Annotated in this window: 11 protein-coding genes; 8 read left to right on the forward strand and 3 right to left on the reverse strand. The window is 59.2% G+C overall.

Annotated features, from left to right (window positions below; all coding sequences use genetic code 11):
• Positions 1 to 6: 6 nt before the first annotated feature.
• Genes ACTJI7_RS00420 through ACTJI7_RS00430 form a run of 3 tightly spaced genes read right to left on the reverse strand, consistent with a single transcriptional unit; the run spans position 7 to position 2,996 of the window.
• Positions 7 to 1,539 carry an ABC transporter substrate-binding protein gene (locus tag ACTJI7_RS00420; protein ID WP_041909887.1) on the reverse strand — a complete coding sequence of 511 codons (1,533 nt, stop codon included), beginning with the start codon at positions 1,537 to 1,539 and terminating at the stop codon, positions 7 to 9.
• A 14-nt stretch (positions 1,540 to 1,553) separates the two neighbouring features.
• Positions 1,554 to 2,129 carry a D-alanyl-D-alanine dipeptidase gene (gene ddpX / locus ACTJI7_RS00425; RefSeq protein ID WP_126345512.1) on the reverse strand — a complete coding sequence of 192 codons (576 nt, stop codon included), beginning with the start codon at positions 2,127 to 2,129 and terminating at the stop codon, positions 1,554 to 1,556.
• 12 nt (positions 2,130 to 2,141) lie between these two features.
• Positions 2,142 to 2,996, reverse strand: coding sequence for a MurR/RpiR family transcriptional regulator (locus ACTJI7_RS00430; RefSeq protein WP_126345513.1), 855 nt, complete (start codon positions 2,994 to 2,996; stop codon positions 2,142 to 2,144).
• Between the two features lie 266 nt (positions 2,997 to 3,262).
• Between ACTJI7_RS00430 and ACTJI7_RS00435 the strand changes: the two genes are divergently transcribed.
• From ACTJI7_RS00435 to ACTJI7_RS00470, 8 genes are all read left to right on the forward strand, one after another.
• The gene (locus tag ACTJI7_RS00435) at positions 3,263 to 4,744 is read left to right on the forward strand and encodes an alpha/beta hydrolase (protein WP_126345514.1); all 1,482 of its coding nucleotides are present in this window, start codon (positions 3,263 to 3,265) and stop codon (positions 4,742 to 4,744) included.
• Between the two features lie 95 nt (positions 4,745 to 4,839).
• Positions 4,840 to 6,051 carry a diguanylate phosphodiesterase gene (locus ACTJI7_RS00440; RefSeq protein WP_440669471.1) on the forward strand — a complete coding sequence of 404 codons (1,212 nt, stop codon included), beginning with the start codon at positions 4,840 to 4,842 and terminating at the stop codon, positions 6,049 to 6,051.
• Positions 6,052 to 6,139: 88 nt separating this feature from the next.
• Positions 6,140 to 7,030, forward strand: coding sequence for an aminoimidazole riboside kinase (locus tag ACTJI7_RS00445; RefSeq protein WP_214573932.1), 891 nt, complete (start codon positions 6,140 to 6,142; stop codon positions 7,028 to 7,030).
• Positions 7,031 to 7,202: 172 nt separating this feature from the next.
• Positions 7,203 to 8,720 (forward strand): carbohydrate porin, encoded by a 1,518-nt coding sequence (locus tag ACTJI7_RS00450; protein ID WP_063437974.1) that lies wholly within the window; start codon positions 7,203 to 7,205, stop codon positions 8,718 to 8,720.
• 66 nt (positions 8,721 to 8,786) lie between these two features.
• Positions 8,787 to 10,157, forward strand: coding sequence for a sucrose-specific PTS transporter subunit IIBC (locus tag ACTJI7_RS00455; RefSeq protein ID WP_028013216.1), 1,371 nt, complete (start codon positions 8,787 to 8,789; stop codon positions 10,155 to 10,157).
• Positions 10,157 to 11,563 (forward strand): sucrose-6-phosphate hydrolase, encoded by a 1,407-nt coding sequence (locus ACTJI7_RS00460; protein ID WP_440669474.1) that lies wholly within the window; start codon positions 10,157 to 10,159, stop codon positions 11,561 to 11,563. The genes ACTJI7_RS00455 and ACTJI7_RS00460 overlap by 1 nt, the downstream gene beginning before the upstream one ends.
• A gap of 28 nt (positions 11,564 to 11,591) precedes the next feature.
• Positions 11,592 to 12,608 carry a LacI family DNA-binding transcriptional regulator gene (locus tag ACTJI7_RS00465; protein WP_063154139.1) on the forward strand — a complete coding sequence of 339 codons (1,017 nt, stop codon included), beginning with the start codon at positions 11,592 to 11,594 and terminating at the stop codon, positions 12,606 to 12,608.
• An 89-nt stretch (positions 12,609 to 12,697) separates the two neighbouring features.
• Positions 12,698 to 14,248 (forward strand): methyl-accepting chemotaxis protein, encoded by a 1,551-nt coding sequence (locus ACTJI7_RS00470; protein ID WP_063154138.1) that lies wholly within the window; start codon positions 12,698 to 12,700, stop codon positions 14,246 to 14,248.
• Positions 14,249 to 14,256: the final 8 nt, after the last annotated feature.

The following is a 14,256-nucleotide window of genomic DNA, read 5'->3' on the forward strand; positions in this document are numbered from 1 at the left end:
GAACCGTTATTTACTCATGGTGGCGATGTTGAACACCTGCTCGAGCATCGGATTAAAGGTGAAGCCTTTGACCTCTTTGTTCATCGCCAGCTGGTAGTTCTTCTGGAACAGATAGACGTAGGCCGCTTCGTCAATCACCACCTTTTGCGCCTGCTGGTAATCTTTGGTGCGTTCCGCCTGGTCGGTGGTTTTCAGCGCGGCCTGCAGCAGCGAATCCACCTCTTTGTTCTCATAGAACGAGCGGTTGCCCGGCAGCCCTTTTTTGTCCGATTCGAACCAGTAGTTCATGAACATGTACGGGTCGGCAAAGTCCGGGCTCCAGTTGCCGATGGCAATGTCGTAATCGCCTTTGCCGACGCGGTCGCGCATGGTGGCATTGGCCAGTTTTTCCAGCTTGACGTTAATGCCGATCTTGCCAAGGCTCGCCTGAGTGGAGAGGGCGATAGGCTCCCAGTTCGGATCGTTGTCCGAGTAAAGGAAGGTCAGGCTGGCGGGTTTGTCTTTGACCTTCTCCAGCGCCGCTTTGGCTTTGGCCTCGTCGAAGCTGTACTGCATTGCCGCGGCGTCAAAGCCCCACATGCCTTCCGGGATCGGGCCGCGCATCTGCTTGCCGTTGCCGCTCAGGATGCCTTTTACCATTCCCTGATAGTCCGTCGCCCAGGAGATGGCCCGGCGTAAATCCACCTGATTGAGCGGCGCTTTGCTGTTGTTGAGATAGAGATAGGTCACGCGCAGGGAGGGGTATTCCGCGACGGCGACTTTGCCTTCCTGCTTCAGGGCCGCAAGCTGATCGACCGGCAGGGAGTCGGCAATGTCCAGATCGCCGCGGGAAAGCTGCAGTCGGCGCGAAGCGCTCTCGCCGATAATTTTCACCGAGACGCGCTTAAAGTGCGGCTTGTCGCCCGGCCAGTGAGGGTTCGGCACCAGGATCAGCTGCTGGCCTTTCTGCCAGCTCTTCAGCATAAACGGCCCGGAACCGGCGGTGTTTTGCGCCAGAAAACCGCGCGCGTCGTCCGCGGCATTGGCCTTCAGCACCGCCGGGTTAATGATGGACGCCCCGTCGTTTGCCAGCGTGTAGAGGAAAGGCGCGAACGGCTGGCTGAGGGTGAATTTCACCGTGTGGTCATCGACGGCATCAATTTTCAGATCTTTCGGAAAGGCTTCAGACGGCCCCTGGCCGAGCTTCAGCAGGCGCTCAAAGGAGAGTTTGACCGCTTCGGCGGTGACCGGCGTGCCGTCGGAGAATTTGGCGTTATCCGCCAGGGTAAAGGTCCACTCTTTCTGGTCGTCGGACGCCTTCCAGCCCGTCGACAGATCGCCCTCCACCTCGGTTGAGCCGGGCTTGTACTTGACCAGACGCTGGTAGGACGGATAGGTGACGGTCCAGTCGTTGTTATCGATGGTGATGGCAGGGTCGAGCGTTTGCGGGTCGGCGGCTTTACCGATCGCCAGCATGTCTTTCGGGACGGCGGCCAGCGCCAGCGGGGCGCTCAACGCCAGCGTGGCGGCAATCAGAGTCGTGAGAAGCGATGTTTTCATGGCAGTGCTCCAGGTTAAAGAGAGGTGTGCGTCAGGGGAAAACAGGCAAAACGGTCATCAAGCAGCGGGTAGCTGGCGGCGTTCGGCAGTTCGAAGTGCCACCATTCGCTGCTAATCCCCACGAAACCGCCGCCGAACATGATGGCGTTCAGCAGCAGACGGTTACGCTGGGCGTGCGGGGGTACGGAAGGGTGATAGGGATGCGAACGGTCATGCATTTCGTCAAAACCGGCGCCCATATCCAGCACGCTGTTATGCTCGTCCATCAGCGTGACGTCGATGGCCGTACCGCGGCTGTGATTGGAGCCAATTGCCACGTCGACCACATACTCCGGGTTCGGGCAGGCGTCCCACAGCTGGGCCTGCGCCTGCTGCGGCCGGTAGGCGTCATACACCACCAGCTTCAGCCCGGCCAGGGCGGCAATGCTGATGGCTTTTGCCAGCGCGGTGGCGGCGTCGGTATGCAGCAGGCACAGCGCCTCCTGATAGATCGGCCTGCCGGTGATGTTGTCGGCGGTGGCGTACTTCAGATCGATATGCAGCGAGGGAAACGTCTTCGCCACGTTAATCAGTTCACTCTCATCGGGCATAGCTCCGCTCCTTTAGCGTTCGAATTGACCAAACTCTTGTTGTAATTGTCGGTTTACCGCCAGACGCGCCGGGAGCGTATCACCCAGCACTTCCACCACGCCCGACAGCAGCAGGTTGAACAGACAGCTCACGGGGGCAAGCGAATCCCAGAAATGACCGGTATCGGTTTTCACCTGCAGTAAATCCATCGGGTAATCTCGTGCCCACGGGCACCAGATGTCGGTGATTAAGGCCAGCGGGATCCCTTTTTCGCTCGCCACGCGGCAGTACTGGCGGGCCATCGTGGAGTAGGTGCGCGTATCGGTCAGCACAACGTAAGGGTGCGAAAACCCGGAGTTGAGTGATTCCACCCAGCTGCCGGACGCGCCTTCGGAATAGCTCACGCGCGGGCGAAGGTACTCGAGGTGGCTGAAGAAGGCGTTGGCGATCCCGCGCGTGGACTGGATCCCCAGCACAAACACCGCGTCGGCGTGGGCCAGGTTGTGCACCACCTGACGGAAGGCGTCCGTTTGCGCCAGCTGATACACCTGCGTAATGGCGTCCACCTCCAGCGAGAGGGCATGCTGAAGGCGGTTGGGGAGGGGACGCTGCTGCTGCCAGGAGTCCAGCCGCTCGTTCATGCCCCAGGGCTGATACGGATCGCGCAGGCTCTTTTTGACATCTTCCAGGTTGCGATACCCCAGCTTGCGCAGGAAGCGTCCGACGGTGATCCCGCTGGTCCCGCTCGCCAGACCGACGCTTTCCGCGGTCTCAAACGGGATTTGCGCGGCGTGCGCCAGCAGCCAGCTCCCGACCCGCTTTTCGCTGGGAGTGAGCTGGCTGAACGTCGCTTCGATACGGCTCAACATCTCGGGTTTCGTCGTCATACCGCCTCGCTGTTAACTGGCTGTCAAAAGCTGGATTTGTGTTACCGGGTTAACAATGCACGACGCGTGCCATGTTCACGGTGAGGTAAAAACCCGCCGTGCTGTTAATTTCACGCAATATTTAGTTAACCAATGATCAACATTTGTGCAGCGTAGTTCACTTTTGGTGCAGCGGCTGACGCGGCAGGTATGAATTTGATGAATACGTCAGTCCGTTCACATTTTTGATAAGATAAAAGGACAGTGAACATAAAAGGGATCCCGGCATGGCGAATTTGCCCTGGCGAATCAGCGTGCGCCTGGCGGCGCTGGCAAAGAAAACAGGGATGGTCGTGGGGATCGTCCTGGTCGTCCTGTTGGCGGTGCGGGTCTATCTCTCGCAGCAGGGGCCGGACCTGCACCTCTGGCACACCTGGCGGGCGGACGAGATGTCCGTGCGTGAACTCGATAACACCAACTTTGCCGGGTATGTTGCCCGGGAAAACGCCATTTTCGCCGAGCTTGATAGGGCGGTGACGGCGAAAACAGCGGGCGAGGAACAAACGCCGCTAAACCGCTATTATCGCCAGAGCCTGGTTTGGCCGGGACAGTTCACGCCCGATGCCAACCGTTCGTTTGTGCTGATGCCAGCAGGAAAACCCCGTGGCGCGGTGGTATTGCTGCACGGACTGACGGACTCGCCTTATAGCGTCAGGCACCTTGCCGAAAATTATCAACAGCATGGCTTCGTGGCCGTGGTTCCGCGCCTGCCCGGACACGGCACCGCGCCCGGCGCGCTGACCGACGTTGACTGGGAGATGTGGCTCGCGGCGACGCGTCTTGCCGTGCGGGAAGCCACGCGCCTGACGGGGGATAACGTGCCGCTGCATCTGGTGGGGTACTCCAACGGCGGGGCGCTGGCGATGAAATATGCTCTCGATGCGCTGGATTCCTCTGCGCTTCGTCGACCGCAGCAGGTAATCCTGCTCTCACCAATGATCGGCGTGACGGCCTTTGCGCGCTTTGCCGGTTTTGCGGGGCTACCGGCGCTGCTGCCGCCGTTTGCCAAAGCGGCGTGGCTGAATATCTCTCCGGAATATAATCCGTATAAATACAACTCGTTCCCGGTGAACGCCGCCCGCCAGTCGTGGCTGCTGACGAAGGCCCTGCAGGAGCAGATTGGCCGCGAGGCGCGGGAGAACAGGCTGGCGAATTTGCCGCCGATCCTGGCGTTCCAGTCGGTGATGGATTCTACGGTCAGCACCCGCGCGGTGGTGACCGGCCTGTTTGACCAGCTTCCGGAAAACGGCAGCGAGCTGGTGGTGTTTGATATCAATCAGGCGGCCAGCTTCCGTCCGCTGTTCAAACCGTCCTCGTGGACGGCAACCTCGGCGCTGCTGCCGGTTGCGCAGAGAAGTTACGGTGTCACGATTATTACCAATGCGGACGCACACAGCTTCTCGACGGTGGCGAAAACAACGCCAGCAGGCAGCACGCGGGAGACGGTTGTGCCGCTTGTGCAGACCTGGCCGCAGGATGTCTATTCCTTGTCGCATATCGCCGTGCCGTTCCCGCCGGATGACGATCTCTATGGCCGTGAGCCTGGGGTGAAAAACCGCTACGGGATAAGCCTGGGGACGATTGCGCTGTGGGGAGAAACGTCCGTATTGAGCGTCGGTAAAGAGGCGCTGATGCGTGTCACCTCGAACCCGTTTTACGACTATATGCAGGAGAGGATCGACAGCAGGATTGGCGATGGGGAAAAGTAACGTTCCCTTGTGGCGTGAATATGTTAGGTCGCATTGATTAAGTATGTTACATAGTAGCTTCAAGGCACCTCTCTTTATCATTGGAACCCCTTTTTGTGCTGACGACGCTGATCTACCAAAGCCAGTTGAATTTATCCCGCCCGTCCACCGAACTGCGGGAGCTGGTGGAGCGCGCCAGGGGCCGCAACACAAAACTGGATATTACCGGCGTCCTCCTGGCAAAAGGGAATGACGTTCTGCAGATCCTCGAAGGTTCGGAAGAGAGTGTGGTCAAACTGTTCCACACCATCCGTGAGGACAAGCGTCACAGCGGGGTGGTTGAACTGCTGCGGGATTACGGTCCGCGCAGACGCTTCGAAAACGTCGGTATGCTGCTGTTCGACCTGCAAACGCAGTCGCCGAAAGAGGTGCTGCAGTCGGTGCTGCGCTACAGCAAGCTGGACAGCTATCTGACATCTGATGACCGGGTGTTCAAATTTATTCAGACCTTTATAACCGGTAAACGTCCGGCCCCGTCGGGGACGCGTTACACCTCGGACAAATGGACGCTCTCGACCGAAGCGCTACCCTTTGGCGAACATCTGGGCCTGATTGCCGGGCAAACCTGTCAGTTTGCGCTGCAGCCAATTGTCGAGCCCTCGGAAGGGAAAATCAGCTCCCTTGAGGCGCTTATCCGTAGCAATGACGGCGGCAGCCCGGAACATTTCTTCAGCTCCCTGGATCCGGCGAAAATCTATGAAGTCGATCTCCAGACGAAAGCGTATGCCTTCGCGCTGGCGGAAAAGCTGGGCATTGGGAGCCATAAAATCGCGGTAAACCTGCTGCCCATGTCGCTGGTGAATGTCCCTGGCGCGGTGGAATTTCTGGTCGATGAGATTAAAAAGCATGGCCTTCAGCCGGAGCAGGTGGTCATTGAAGTTACTGAAAACGAGATGATCTCCGGGTTCAACCAGTTTAACAGCGCCATCAAGCGGCTTCGCGGTGAAGGGGTAGGCCTGGCGATCGATGATTTTGGCTCGGGCTATGCCGGGCTTTCGCTGTTGACCCGCTTCCAGCCGGATAAAATCAAAATCGACCGCGAAATCATCAGCGATATCCACCTCAGCGGCCCGAAGCAGGCGATTGTGCGATCCATCATCAGTTGCTGCTCCGATCTTGAAATTACCCTGGTGGCCGAAGGGATCGAGAAAATCGAGGAGTGGTGCTGGCTAAAATCTGCCGGGATCCGCCGCTTCCAGGGCTTCCTGTTTGCCCGTCCGCAGCTTAACGGCGTTGGCGATATTCGCTGGCCGCATCTGAAGCGTTAGGCAATTTTCCTCCCGCGTTATTTCCCCTTTTCCCTGCCTGTGCTTAAATAGCTAAAACGGTTTAACATAGTTTAGCTGAGAGGATCACATGGAAAAAATCTGGGTACTTGGCGATGCGGTGGTGGATTTATTGCCCGATGGCGAAGGGAAATTACTGCAGTGCCCCGGTGGCGCACCGGCAAACGTCGCGGTGGGCATTGCCCGGCTGGGGGGCAAAAGCGCGTTTATCGGCAGGGTTGGCGACGATCCTTTCGGGCGCTTTATGGCGAAAACGCTCGCTGACGAGCGGGTCGACGTGAAGCATATGCGCCTTGACCCGGCGCACCGCACCTCTACGGTGGTGGTGGATCTGGACGACCACGGCGAACGCTCGTTTACCTTCATGGTGCGCCCGAGCGCCGATCTGTTTCTTGAACCCGCCGACCTGCCGACGTTCAGCGCGGGCGAGTGGCTCCACGTCTGTTCCATCGCGCTAAGCGCAGAGCCGAGCCGCTCGGCGACCTTTCAGGCGATGGCCGACATTCGGGAAGCGGGAGGCTACGTGAGCTTCGACCCCAATATTCGCCCGGATCTCTGGCCGGATGAGAACGCGCTGCGTCGCTGCCTGGAACAGGCCCTGCAGAGCGCCGACGTGGTCAAGCTCTCCGTTGAGGAACTGGCATTTTTAACCGGCGATGCGGATGTACAAGAAGGTCTGAACACGCTGATGCAGCGCTGCCCGGCGCGCATGGTGCTGGTCACCCAGGGAAAAGAGGGCGTTATCGCCTGGTATCAGGGCGCGGTGAAACACTATCCGGCTACTCCTGTGCAATGTGTCGATACCACTGGCGCGGGCGATGCCTTCGTCGCCGGGCTGCTCTACGGGCTGGCCGCCAGTCAGGAGCTGGTCCCGGCAATCGCCTTAGCCCAGCGCTGTGGCGCGTTAGCCACCACGGCAAAGGGGGCGATGACCGCGTTGCCCTGGCAGCACGACCTGTAATCCTTCCTTCACTGGCCGCCGTCCGGCGGCCTGAATTGTCGCCTCGATCACACTTACTAAATCGGTTTAGCAAAAAAGATTGCCGATCCAAAATTCCCGGGTTTAGTATCAGCAACCTAAACCGGTTTAGCAATTTAGCTCGTTCGATTAATACTTTTAGGGATGCGACAAAATGTATAAAAAACGCAGACTTGCCGTGATGATAGGCATGCTGGCCGGCAGTACCTCTGTTTTTGCCCAGACGGATATGACAAGTATCGAAGCGCGCCTTGCCGCGATGGAGCAGCGCCTTCAGGCTGCTGAAGCGCGTGCGCAGGTCGCCGAAAAACGCGCCAGCGAAGCCGAACAAAAAACGCAGCAACTGGTCGCCGCCCAGCAGCAGACGCAAACCACAACCCAGGCGGTGGCGCAGCGTACCGCCGCGCTGGAGAAAAAAGCGGATCAGAGCAGCGGATTTGAGTTCCACGGCTACGCCCGCTCCGGCCTGCTGATGAACGACGCGGCCTCCAGCAGCAAAAGCGGCCCGTACCTGACGCCAGCCGGGGAAACCGGCGGTGCGGTAGGGCGTCTGGGTAACGAAGCCGACACCTACGTCGAGCTGAACCTGGAGCACAAGCAAACCCTGGATAACGGGGCGACCACGCGCTTCAAGGCGATGCTGGCCGACGGTCAGCGAACCTATAACGACTGGTCAGCCGATACCAGCGATCTCAATATTCGCCAGGCCTTTGCGGAGCTGGGTAACCTGCCTGATTTTACCGGCGCGCTGAAGGGCAGCACCTTTTGGGCGGGTAAACGCTTCGACCGCGACAACTTTGACATTCACTGGCTGGATTCCGACGTGGTATTCCTGGCCGGTACCGGCGGCGGCGTCTACGACGTGAAGTGGAACGACTCGCTGCGCAGCAACTTCTCGATCTACGGCCGCAACTTCGGCAGCGTGGAGCAGACCGACAATAACGTTCAGAACTACATCCTCAGCATGAACCACTTCGCCGGGCCGCTGCAGGTGATGGTGAGCGGCCTGCGGGCGAAGGATAACGACGACCGTAAAGACGCTAACGGCGATCTCATCAAAACCGACGCGGCCAATAACGGCGTTCATGCCCTGGTGGGGCTGCACAACGAGAGCTTCTATGGCCTGCGGGAAGGGAGTGCCAAAACGGCGCTGCTGTACGGTCACGGCCTGGGCGCAGAAGTTAAGAGCATCGGTTCCGACGGGGCGCTGCTGTCTGATGCCGATACCTGGCGCTTCGCAAGTTACGGTGTCACGCCTGTTGGCGGTGGCTGGAGTATCGCGCCTGCCGTGCTGGCGCAGAGCAGCAAAGATCGCTACGTCAAGGGCGACAGCTATGAGTGGGTGACGCTCAACACCCGCCTGATTAAAGAGGTGACCCAGAACTTCGCGCTGGCGTTTGAGGGAAGCTATCAGTACATGGACTTACATCCGGAAGGCTATAAGGACCGGAACGCCGTTAACGGCAGTTTCTACAAGCTGACCTTTGCGCCAACGTTAAAAGCGAGCAAAATCGGCGATTTCTTCAGCCGCCCGGAGCTGCGCCTGTTTGCCACCTGGATGGACTGGAGCAGCAAACTGGATAATTACGCCAGCGATGATGCCTTTGGCAGCAGCGGCTTCAACGCCGGCGGGGAATGGAACTTTGGGGTCCAGATGGAAACCTGGTTTTAACCCATCACGCTCCCGCCTGGCGGGGGCGTTTCGCACATCATAAAAAGAAGTCAGGCAGAGGTATCTATGGATGTTAATCAAATCGCCCGCGAGCTTATTCCGCTGCTGGGCGGCAAGGAAAATATCGCCAGCGCCGCGCACTGCGCTACGCGTCTTCGTCTGGTGCTGGTCGACGACGCGCTTGCCGATCGGCAGGCGATTGGCAAGGTCGAGGGCGTGAAGGGCTGTTTTCATAACGCCGGGCAGATGCAGGTCATTTTCGGCACGGGCGTGGTGAATAAGGTCTACGCCGCGTTTATTCAGGCGGCGGGGATTAGTGAGTCCAGCAAGTCTGAAGCGGCGGATATCGCCGCGCGCAAGCTGAACCCGTTCCAGCGCATTGCGCGTCTGCTCTCGAATATCTTTGTCCCGATCATTCCCGCCATTGTGGCGTCCGGCCTGCTGATGGGCCTGCTCGGCATGGTGAAAACCTACGGCTGGGTCAATGCGGATAACGCCCTCTACATCATGCTGGACATGTGCAGTTCGGCGGCGTTTATCATTCTGCCAATCCTGATCGGCTTTACCGCGGCGCGGGAATTTGGCGGGAACCCGTATCTGGGCGCGACGCTGGGCGGCATTCTGACCCACCCGGCGCTGACCAACGCCTGGGGCGTGGCCTCCGGCTTCCACACCATGAACTTCTTCGGCCTTGAGATCGCGATGATTGGCTACCAGGGCACGGTATTCCCGGTGCTGCTGGCCGTCTGGTTTATGAGCATCGTCGAGAAAAACCTGCGCCGCGCTATCCCGGATGCCCTGGATCTGATTTTGACGCCGTTCCTCACCGTCGTTATCTCTGGCTTCATCGCCTTGCTGATTATCGGCCCGGCAGGACGCGCGCTGGGCGACGGCATCTCCTTTATTCTGAGCACGCTGATTGAACACGCGGGCTGGCTGGCCGGGCTGCTGTTCGGCGGGCTGTATTCAGTGATTGTGATCACCGGTATTCACCACAGCTTCCACGCGATTGAAGCCGGGCTACTGGGTAACCCGTCCATTGGCGTGAACTTCCTGCTGCCGATCTGGGCCATGGCGAACGTGGCGCAGGGCGGCGCCTGTCTGGCGGTGTGGTTCAAAACCAAAGACGCGAAAATCAAAGCCATAACCTTACCGTCGGCGTTTTCTGCGATGCTGGGCATTACCGAAGCGGCCATTTTTGGTATAAACCTGCGCTTCGTGAAGCCGTTTATCGCGGCGCTGATCGGCGGCGCGGCGGGCGGGGCCTGGGTGGTGTCAGTGCATGTCTACATGACCGCCGTCGGGCTGACCGCCATTCCGGGCATGGCTATCGTTCAGGCGAGCTCGCTCCTTAACTATATTATCGGCATGGTGATTGCCTTCGGCGTGGCGTTTACCGTCTCGCTGCTGCTGAAATATAAAACGGACTCTGAATAATGACGCAACTTTCCCGCTGGCCTGCGATCCTGCAGGCCGTTCTGAAAGGGCAGCCGCGGGCGCTGGCGGATAGCCATTACCCGCAGTGGCACCCCGCGCCGGTGACGGGGCTGATGAACGACCCGAACGGGTTTATCTGGTTTGCCGGACGCTACCATCTGTTTTATCAGTGGAACCCGCTGGCCTGCGAGCATCGCTTCAAATGCTGGGGGCACTGGAGCTCTGCGGACCTGGTGCACTGGCGGCATGAGCCGCTGGCGCTGATGCCCGACGAAGAGTATGACCGTAACGGCTGCTACTCCGGTAGCGCCGTGGACAACCACGGTGTCCTCACCTTGTGCTACACCGGCAACGTTAAGTTTGATGACGGCAGCCGCACCGCCTGGCAGTGCCTCGCCGTGGAGCAGCCGGACGGAACCTTTACGAAGCTGGGGCCGGTGCTGGCGCTGCCGGAAGGCTACACCGGCCACGTGCGTGACCCGAAGGTATGGCAGCACGACGGGGAGTGGTACATGGTGCTGGGTGCGCAGGATGTGCAAAAGCGCGGCAAAGTGCTGCTGTTTAAATCAGCCGATTTGCATGCCTGGACGTCCTGCGGGGAGATCGCTGGTCACGGCGTCAACGGCCTGACGGAAGCGGGGTATATGTGGGAGTGCCCGGACCTGTTCGCCCTTGACGGAACGCACGTCCTGATCTGCTGCCCGCAGGGGCTGGCGCGCGAGCCGCATCGCTACCTCAATACCTATCCGGCCACCTGGATGAGCGGGGCGTTTGACTATGCCAGCGCCGCATTCGATCACGGCGAGCTTCACGAGCTGGACGCGGGCTTTGAATTCTACGCCCCGCAAACCACGTTAGCAGAAGACGGACGCCGCATTCTGATCGGCTGGATGGGCGTACCGGACGGGGAGGAGATGCTTCAGCCAACCCGGGCGCACGGCTGGATGCACCAGATGACCTGCCCGCGTGAATTACGCTATCGTGACGGCAGGCTCTGGCAGACCCCGGCGCGCGAGATGGCGGCGCTGCGTGAAGATGAGCAGCGCTGGCAGGGGCGCGCCAGCGAGGCGCCGGAACTGGACGCGACGCGCCTTGAGTTTGAACTGGGCGCATCGCAGGTGAATGTCGATTTCGCAGGCGCGCTGCGCCTCACGGTCGATGAGCAGGGTTTACGCCTTGAACGCGCGAGCCTGAAAACCGGTGAAACATTGACCCGCTACTGGCAGGATGAGGTTCGTCATTTACGCGTTCTGTGCGACTGCTCCAGCATTGAAATTTTCATCAATCACGGTGAAGGGGTGATGAGCAGCCGCTATTTTCCTGACCATCCGGCCCGGGTGCGATTCGAAGGTGCGTCCGCCATCACATTACGCTACTGGTCGCTGCGCGCCTGCATGATAGAATGAGGGTTTTGGCAGCCGGATCTAAGTCGTTGTGAGAAAAACAAAACGCGTCACCATAAAAGACATCGCGGAGCTGGCGGGTGTGTCAAAAGCCACCGCCAGCCTGGTCCTGAACGGGCGCAGCAAAGAGCTTCGCGTGGCGGAAGAGACGCGCGAGCGCGTGCTGGCGATTGCAAAAGAGCACCACTATCAGCCCAGCATTCACGCCCGCTCGCTGCGCGATAACCGCAGCCACACCATTGGTCTTGTCGTTCCCGAGATCACTAACTACGGTTTCGCCGTCTTTTCTCACGAGTTGGAGACGCTGTGCCGCGAGGCGGGTGTTCAGCTGCTTATCTCCTGCAGCGATGAAAATCCGGGGCAGGAGACGGTGGTGGTGAACAATATGGTGGCGCGTCAGGTGGACGGGCTGATTGTGGCCTCCAGCATGCTGACCGATGCGGACTACCTGAAGCTCAGCGAGCAGCTGCCCGTGGTGCTTTTTGACCGGCACATGAACGACAGCGCGTTGCCGCTGGTGATCACCGACTCCATTTCCCCGACAGCGGCGCTGGTAGCGGACATTGCGCGCCAGCATCCGAATGAATTCTACTTCCTCGGCGGCCAGCCGCGCCTGTCTCCGACGCGCGACCGTCTTGACGGTTTTAAGCAAGGTCTGCGAGACGCCGGCGTGGAGCTTCGCCCCGAGTGGATCATTCATGGCAACTATCACCCGAGCTCCGGATACGAGATGTTTGCCGAACTCTGCGCCCGCCTGGGGCGTCCGCCAAAAGCGCTTTTCACCGCCGCCTGCGGGCTGCTGGAAGGGGTGCTGCGCTATATGGGCCAGCATAACCTGTTGCAAAGCGATATCAGATTAGCCAGCTTTGACGATCACTATCTCTACGATTCACTGACGATCCCGGTGGATACCATTCGCCAGGATAACCGTCAGCTAGCGTGGCACTGCTTTGATCTGATTGGCAAATTGATCGAAGGGGAGACGCCGCAGCCATTGCAGCGCAAGCTGGATGCCACCCTGCAGCGGCGCTATAAGTCAGCGGTATAGCCCCAGGCGATATATCAATAACTTTAATTAATTTAAGTTTTGGAAGCGCCGATAACCATAAGGAATAATTCTCCTTGAGGTATTGGTTTATGTCGTTGAAAAAGTCGTCCCTGATTGTCCTGTTCTCGCTGCTTTTGTTCTTTATCGTCAGCACCGTGACGAGCGTTGGCCTCATCATTAAAAGTAATAACTCGCTGGATAACGTAAACAAAGAGATCCAGGTGGTGCTGTCGATTATTGACCCCATCAACCACAGCCGTACGCTGCGCGTGCGGGTGATGGAGTACGTGAAGATGGTGGAAGCGGGCAACGCGGCGGACGAGTCTGCAAAGCTTGCCGCAGTGAAAGAGGCGCTGACCAAAGCGGACAATGCCTTTGCGGCGTTTATGGCTTCGCCGCGTCTGACGGATGAAGCGCCGCTGGTGAGTGCCTATCAGGACGCCTGGCAAAACTACCGCAACCAGGGGCTGGCGCCGCTGATCGATGCCGCTGCGGCGCACGATGTCGCCAAATTTGACGCGCTGATCCCGGAAGTTTCCCGTCTCGATCGTCAGTACGAAATCGTGCTCGACCAGGTGCTTTCGGTCCACCAGAAATACGCTAAAAGCCTGAACGAGGATGCGAGCAGCAATTTCGTCTCCGGCCTGGTGATGATTGCCGTTATTGCCTGCCTGTTTGTGGTGGTGATCGTTGCAGTCAGCATCTTCATGAAGCGCTTTGTCTTTGCCCCGGTCAACCTGGCGCGCGAGCACTGCAGCCAGATTGCAGCTGGCAAGCTGGACGTTCCGGTGCCGGTGAAGGGGAGTTCAAGCAACGAAATCGACCACCTGATGGGTTCGATGGAGCAGATGCGTCAGGCACTGCTGGCGACCATCGCCCAGGTGCGCGATGCGAGCCATACCGTGACGCACGCGGCGCAGGAGATTGCCGCCGGGAATATCGATCTGGCTTCGCGTACCGAGCAGCAGGCTTCCGCGTTGACCCAGACGGCGGCGAGCATGGAGGAGCTGAGCGCGACGGTGGCGAACAATACCGATAATGTCTATCAGGCCGGAAAACTGGTGCAGGACGCGGTGAACAATGCCCACACCGGGGAAGCGGTGACCCGCGAAGTCATCGACACGATGAACACCATCGCGGCGAACTCGAAGCGCATCGAAGACATCACCAGCGTGATTAACAGCATCGCCTTCCAGACCAACATCCTGGCGCTGAACGCGGCGGTTGAAGCGGCGCGCGCCGGAACGCAGGGCCGCGGCTTTGCAGTGGTGGCCAGCGAAGTGCGCACTCTCGCGCAGAAAAGCGCGGTGGCGGCTAAAGACATCGAGAGCCTGATTGCGCAGTCTGTCTCCAGCGTCAAAAACGGTGCGGAGCTGGTGAGCCGCTCGGGCGAGGTGATTGACGCGATTATTTCGTCGGTGAATAAGGTGAATACGCTGATGGAGCAAATCTCCGTCGCCTCCGAAGAGCAGAGCCGCGGGATCGGCCAGGTCGGGCAGGCGGTAACCGAGATGGATGGCGTGACCCAGCAGAACGCCGCGCTGGTGCAGCAGTCCGCGGCGGCAGCGGCCTCGCTGGAAGAGCAGGCGCAGCAGCTTTCGCGGAGTATTTCGAGTTTTAGGTTGCCGGTACAGGCTTGATTTTATGA

Source organism: Enterobacter sp. 22499, assembly GCF_052044815.1.
GTDB classification, from domain to species: domain Bacteria; phylum Pseudomonadota; class Gammaproteobacteria; order Enterobacterales; family Enterobacteriaceae; genus Enterobacter; species Enterobacter bugandensis.